Raw genomic sequence first — 4,861 nt, forward strand, 5'->3', positions numbered from 1 at the left:
GGTTCGCCGCGGAAGCCGATGATGGCGTACATCCACAGGAACACGGGGATGGTCAGGACCATGATCCAGACCATCGGCCGGAACTGCTCTTTGAACATGCCGAGGTTGTCGGCCATCGCGTCCATCTGTTCTTCCTGGATGCGCTGGACGGCCTCCTCGTCGCCGCGCTCCTTGGCCTCCTTGCGCTTCTCCTGGATCTCCTTCATCCGTTCCTGGTACTCGCCCATGACCTCCATGTTCATGAGGTTGGATTGCAGCAGCGTCGAGTAGAGGCCGGTGAAAAGCGCCAGCACCATCACGACGGCGAAGAAGGGGAGGTCGAAGGTCGTGATCAGGGGTCCGAGGAAGATGTGGATGACTTCCGCAAGCGGGTTCCGGACGGCTTCGAAGGTATAGCCCGCGAACATCGACACGGAGACGACGGCGGCCATCTTGTCCCACTTGGTCCACGAGGAGTCGGTATCGGGCGAATCGGGGAATTCGAGGTCGTCGTCGGACAGCGCGTCGCGGACGCCCTCGGGGTCCTCGACGTCGAAGCCCTCGCCGTCGGAGTCGACGAGGACGCCCTTCTCGATGAGGCGGCCCCACTGGCCGCTCGTGAGTTCGTCGGAGACGTCGCCCCACGAGACGGTCCCTTCCTCGGCCCGGTCGAGGACGGTTTCGATGGCCGATTCCATCTCCGCGTCCTCCCGGACGAGTTCCTGCACTTTCGAGGCGGTACGTGCCATTACACCGTATTAGCAAAGGCCGGGTAATCAACCTTTTACCTTCGACCCGTCACGAACGACGCCGTCGTCCCCCGACCGACCCCGCCTATTCGTCGCGCAACCGTTTCGAGAGGCGGTCGAACTTCTCGCGTATGCGCTCGCGGCGGTCGGCCGTCGTTTCGGGTTGCGGTTCGATGGCGACCAGCGCGCCCTCGTCGAAGGTCACCTCACAGACCATCCCCTCTTCGACGCCTTCCGGAAGGTCGGACGCGGGATAGTTCCGGTCGTCGATGGTCTCGCCGTCGTCCTCGATAAGGAAGACGGCCTGTCCCTCCTCGATTCGGTCGACTGTCGCCGTGTAGGTGCCGTTCAGGGTCATGGTGTCACTCCGGTGGGTCCGCCCGCCCGGGCATCGACGGGCGCGATGTGGCCCGACGCGTCGCCGAGGGTAAAGCGCTCCTCGGCCGGGTCGCTCGGGTCCGCGGTCGCGGCATCGGAGTCCCGTATTTCGAGCGGGTCGGTCGTGGCGTTGTGCTGGGTTCGAACCGTTATCGTCTCGCCGTCGGCCTCGAAGACAACGGTCCCGTGGACGGCCGTCCAGACGGCCTCGATATCGCGGTCTGCGAACCGCTGGAGCGGTTCGTCGTGGGGGTGGCCGTACTGGGAGTCGTAGGCCGAGGAGACGACCGCGACGTCGGGGTCGACGGTATCGAGGAATTCGGGGGCCGAAGACGTATCCGAACCGTGGTGGCCCGCCTGATACACGTCGGCCTCGACCGCCTCGCCGTGGCGGTCGAGCATCGCCGCCTCGGTCTCGCGTTCGGCGTCGCCGGTGAAGAGGAAGGACGTCTCGCCGACGGCGACGTGGACGGCGACGCTGTTGGGATGGAGTTCCTCCCCGCCCGGCGATTCGGGGTTGAGGACCGTCGTGCCCGTGCCGTTGAAGGGGATCTCGTCGCCGGAGGCGACCTCGAAGAGGTCGACGTCGTGGCGCTCGATTGCGTCGAGGTACCGCTCGTAGGTCTGGGAGGTGTGTGTCGCCCCGGAGTCGTAGACGGCGCCGACGCCGTCCTTTTCGGTCTCGTAGTGTTCGATGACCGCCGCGTGGCCGCCGATGTGGTCGGCGTGGCCGTGGGTCGCCACGAGGTGGTCGATGCGCTCGACGCCACGGGATTCGAGGTAGTCGATGACCGTCTCGCCGTCGTCGCGCCAGCCGCCCGAGTCGATGAGCATCGTCTCCTCGTCGGTCCGAAGCAGCGTGGCGTCGGCCTGCCCGACGTTGATGATATGGACTTCGAGGTTCCCCTCGTCAGGTGCCGCCGCCGTGGTGGCGTCGCCGCCGTCCACGTCGTCGCCAGCGGTGGAGTCGTTGCTGGAGCTTGGCTCGACGTCGAACTGGACGGCCGCACAGCCAGACAGCACGAGCATGCCGCAGACCGCGATGACCGCGAGTTGCCGTCCCATTGCTGGCCCTACGGCTGGCTGGTATTACGGTCTTGCGGCGGCGAGAAATCGGAGAAGGCGAGTGTCGGTTACGCGGCGTCCTCGATGGCGGCCTCGAGCTCCGCCCAGACCTCGTCGGGCGTCCCCTCGCCGTCGATGCGGACGAGTTCGCCCTCCTCCTCGTAGTAGTCGATGACCGGCTGGGTGTTCTCCTCGAAGACGTTGAGGCGTTCCTTGGCCGTCTCCTCGGTATCGTCGTCGCGCTGGATGAGTTCGCCGCCACACTCGTCGCAGACGCCCTCCTCCTCGGGCGGGCTGAACTCGACGTGGTAGTTGGCGCCGCATTCGTCGCAGACCCGGCGGCCGGTCAGGCGGTCGAGCAGTTCCTCGCGGTCGACGTCGAGCAGCGCGACGAGGTCGAGGTCCGTGATCTCGTCGAGGTACTCGGCCTGCGAGAGGTTGCGCGGGTAGCCGTCGAGGACGAAGCCGTCGGCGTCCTCGAGGGCGGCCTTGACGATCTCGTTGACGACGGGGTCCGGGACGAGTTCGCCCGCGTCCATGTACTCCCGCGGCGTTCCGTGTTCGGTCTCCATGTCCTTGTTCGCACGCAGGGCGTCGCCCGTCGTGACGTGGTCGACGTCGTATTCCTCGACGATGTTACTGGACTGGGTACCCTTCCCGGCGCCCGGCGGCCCGAGCAGCAGAATTTTCGGCTGGCTCATACGAGGTCGGTTTCCACCGCCGCGTTAAAGGCTTGTCTGAACGCGGCGAACGTCGCCTTCTTATAAGTGCGCTACCGAGTGTCGTTCATGGATGCCGCCGAGCGCCGACGGGAACTGGTCGGCGCCATCGTCGCCGCCCGAAAGGACGACGAATCGGTCGTCTTCGAGGCCGCCGACGCACGCGTCACCTACGAGAACCGGACCCTCTGTCTATCGGTCACCGACGAGGAACGCGACCGGCTGGAGGCGCTGCTGGACGACTACCACGTCTTCAAGGTCGAACAGCCGGCCACCCGCAAGGCCGAACCGGGCGTCGTCTACCTCTCGGCGGTCACCGACGCCAAACACGCCGCCGATTTCGTCGATTCGCTTTTCAGCGAGGTCTACGGTGCCGACGAGGGGTACGACATCCGAGTGCGGTAGGAAAGCCTCGACCCTCGTGAGACCTCATCCGAACAGTTCCGCGAACCGGTTGGTCCCTTCGTCGGTGCCGGCGATGACGACGGCGTCGTCCGCTCGAAATTCCGTATCGGGGTCGATGTCGGTCACCATCTCGCCGTCGCGTTCGATGCCGACGACGGTACAGCCCGTGCGCTCGCGGACACGCGTCTCCCGGAGCGTTTCGCCAGTCAGTTCGGGTGCCGTCGTCCGGACGACTTCGACGTTCGTCCCGAGCGAGAGGATCTCCTCGCCCTTGATGAGTCGGGTCGCGATGGACCGCCCGCTGACGGTCGCCAGCGAGAGCACGTAATCCGCCCCCGCGCGGTAGGTCTTGGCCACCGCACGGGTCTTTTCGGCCCTGGCGATCACCTCGACGGAGGAATCGAGGTCCCGGACGACGAGCGTCGCGAACTCGGTCGTCGTGTCGTCGGGCAGCGCGAAGACGACCGACCGTGCGCGATCGATGCCGGCACGCTCCAGCGTCTCGGGATCGGTGGCGTCCCCGATGACGTCGACCACGTCGAGGTCCCGCCGGTCCACGATGGTATGCGGAATCTCCGCTTCGGAGAGTCCCTCGGCGACCGTCTGCCCCACTTCGCCGTAGCCGACCAGAACCGTCTTGCCCCTCCTGAACCGCCGAATCGTCGAGAACGCGGCCTCCTTGAGCCGTTCGAGCCCCGCCTGGCTCCCGACGACGAGCAGTATCGTCCCGCGCTCCAGCGGTTTCTCGACGGGCGGTGGCGTTTCGAACTCCCCGCGAACCCACGTCCCGATGACGTTCACGCCGTACCGCTCCCGAAGGTCGCTGTCGACGATGGAGCGCCCGACGAGGTCGCTTCCCTGCCGCACCGGTATCTCCGCGATCTCGATGTCCTCGCCGAGGTGGACGTCCTCACCGAGGTCGGTGCTGACACCGGTCGTGATCTTCTCGGCGAGGCTCCGCCCGAGCAGTTGCCGCGGCATGAGCACGTGGTCGGCACCCGCCAGCCGGTGATAACTCGCCACGTCGGGGTCCTCGACGATGCTGATTATCTCCACGTCGTCGACCAGTTCCTTTGCGGTGAGCACGATACTCGCGTCGACGCGGTCGGAGACGTCGGCCACGAGCGCCCGCGCTTCGGGGAGGTTGGCGTTCGCCAGCGTCTCGATGTCCTCGGGGTCGCCGTGAATGATCTCGTAGCCGTCCTCGCTGAGGTCGGCCGCGCGGTCGCGGTCCGCCACGACGAGGACGTACTCGACGTCGTTGGCAGCCAGTTCGTCGATGGCCGCCTCGGCTCTGGTGGTGTCCGCACAGACGACGACGTGGTCCGAGAGGTCCTCGCCCACGGTCGTCGGCAGCGACGGCGACAGCGCCTCCTTGAATAAGGGCAGGAGAACCGCCGGAAGCGCGAGGAAGAACAGGCCAACGCCCGTGATGTCCAGCAACATCACGAGGACGTTCATCTGCGGGCTCTGCCACGGCGAGTCCGAGCCGTAGCCGGTCGCGGTGAAGGTCTCGACGACGACCTGCATCGAGTGCAACAGCGAGATGGTGGTCCCCTCGGGCGG

The 4,861-nt window shown here is 66.4% G+C and carries 6 protein-coding genes; 1 reads left to right on the top strand and 5 read right to left on the bottom strand.

Annotated features, from left to right (window positions below; all coding sequences use genetic code 11):
- From V5A53_RS12880 to V5A53_RS12895, 4 genes are all read right to left on the bottom strand, one after another.
- Window positions 1-728: DUF106 domain-containing protein (locus tag V5A53_RS12880; protein ID WP_332314024.1), on the bottom strand; the 728-nt coding region annotated here is incomplete at its 3' end.
- Window positions 729-813: 85 nt separating this feature from the next.
- Window positions 814-1,086, bottom strand: a complete 273-nt coding sequence (locus V5A53_RS12885; RefSeq protein WP_332314025.1) for a DUF3006 domain-containing protein — start codon at window positions 1,084-1,086, stop codon at window positions 814-816.
- A complete protein-coding gene (locus tag V5A53_RS12890; protein ID WP_332314026.1) occupies window positions 1,083-2,171 on the bottom strand; it encodes a ComEC/Rec2 family competence protein in 1,089 nt (362 codons plus the stop codon). The genes V5A53_RS12885 and V5A53_RS12890 overlap by 4 nt, the downstream gene beginning before the upstream one ends.
- Before the next feature lie 68 nt (window positions 2,172-2,239).
- On the bottom strand, window positions 2,240-2,872 hold the full coding sequence (locus V5A53_RS12895) for an adenylate kinase (protein WP_332314027.1): 633 nt from the start codon (window positions 2,870-2,872) through the stop codon (window positions 2,240-2,242).
- Window positions 2,873-2,959: 87 nt separating this feature from the next.
- Here V5A53_RS12895 and V5A53_RS12900 point away from each other — a divergent pair, with 87 nt between their 5' ends.
- Window positions 2,960-3,295, top strand: a complete 336-nt coding sequence (locus V5A53_RS12900) for a hypothetical protein (RefSeq protein ID WP_332314028.1) — start codon at window positions 2,960-2,962, stop codon at window positions 3,293-3,295.
- 24 nt (window positions 3,296-3,319) lie between these two features.
- On the opposite strand, the gene V5A53_RS12905 is transcribed toward V5A53_RS12900, so the two are convergent.
- Window positions 3,320-4,861, bottom strand: a 1,542-nt coding sequence (locus V5A53_RS12905) for a potassium channel family protein (protein ID WP_332314029.1), incomplete at its 5' end; no start/stop codon positions are given.

It is taken from the genome of Natronomonas sp., assembly GCF_036625485.1.
GTDB lineage: Archaea > Halobacteriota > Halobacteria > Halobacteriales > Haloarculaceae > Natronomonas.

What these genes read in the sequence shown, in the direction of transcription:
- V5A53_RS12885 (WP_332314025.1), bottom strand. Translation starts at nt 1,086, where the DNA reads ATGACCCTGAACGGCACCTACACGGCGACAGTCGACCGAATCGAGGAG.
- V5A53_RS12890 (WP_332314026.1), bottom strand. Translation starts at nt 2,171, where the DNA reads ATGGGACGGCAACTCGCGGTCATCGCGGTCTGCGGCATGCTCGTGCTG.
- V5A53_RS12895 (WP_332314027.1), bottom strand. Translation starts at nt 2,872, where the DNA reads ATGAGCCAGCCGAAAATTCTGCTGCTCGGGCCGCCGGGCGCCGGGAAG.
- V5A53_RS12900 (WP_332314028.1), top strand. Translation starts at nt 2,960, where the DNA reads ATGGATGCCGCCGAGCGCCGACGGGAACTGGTCGGCGCCATCGTCGCC.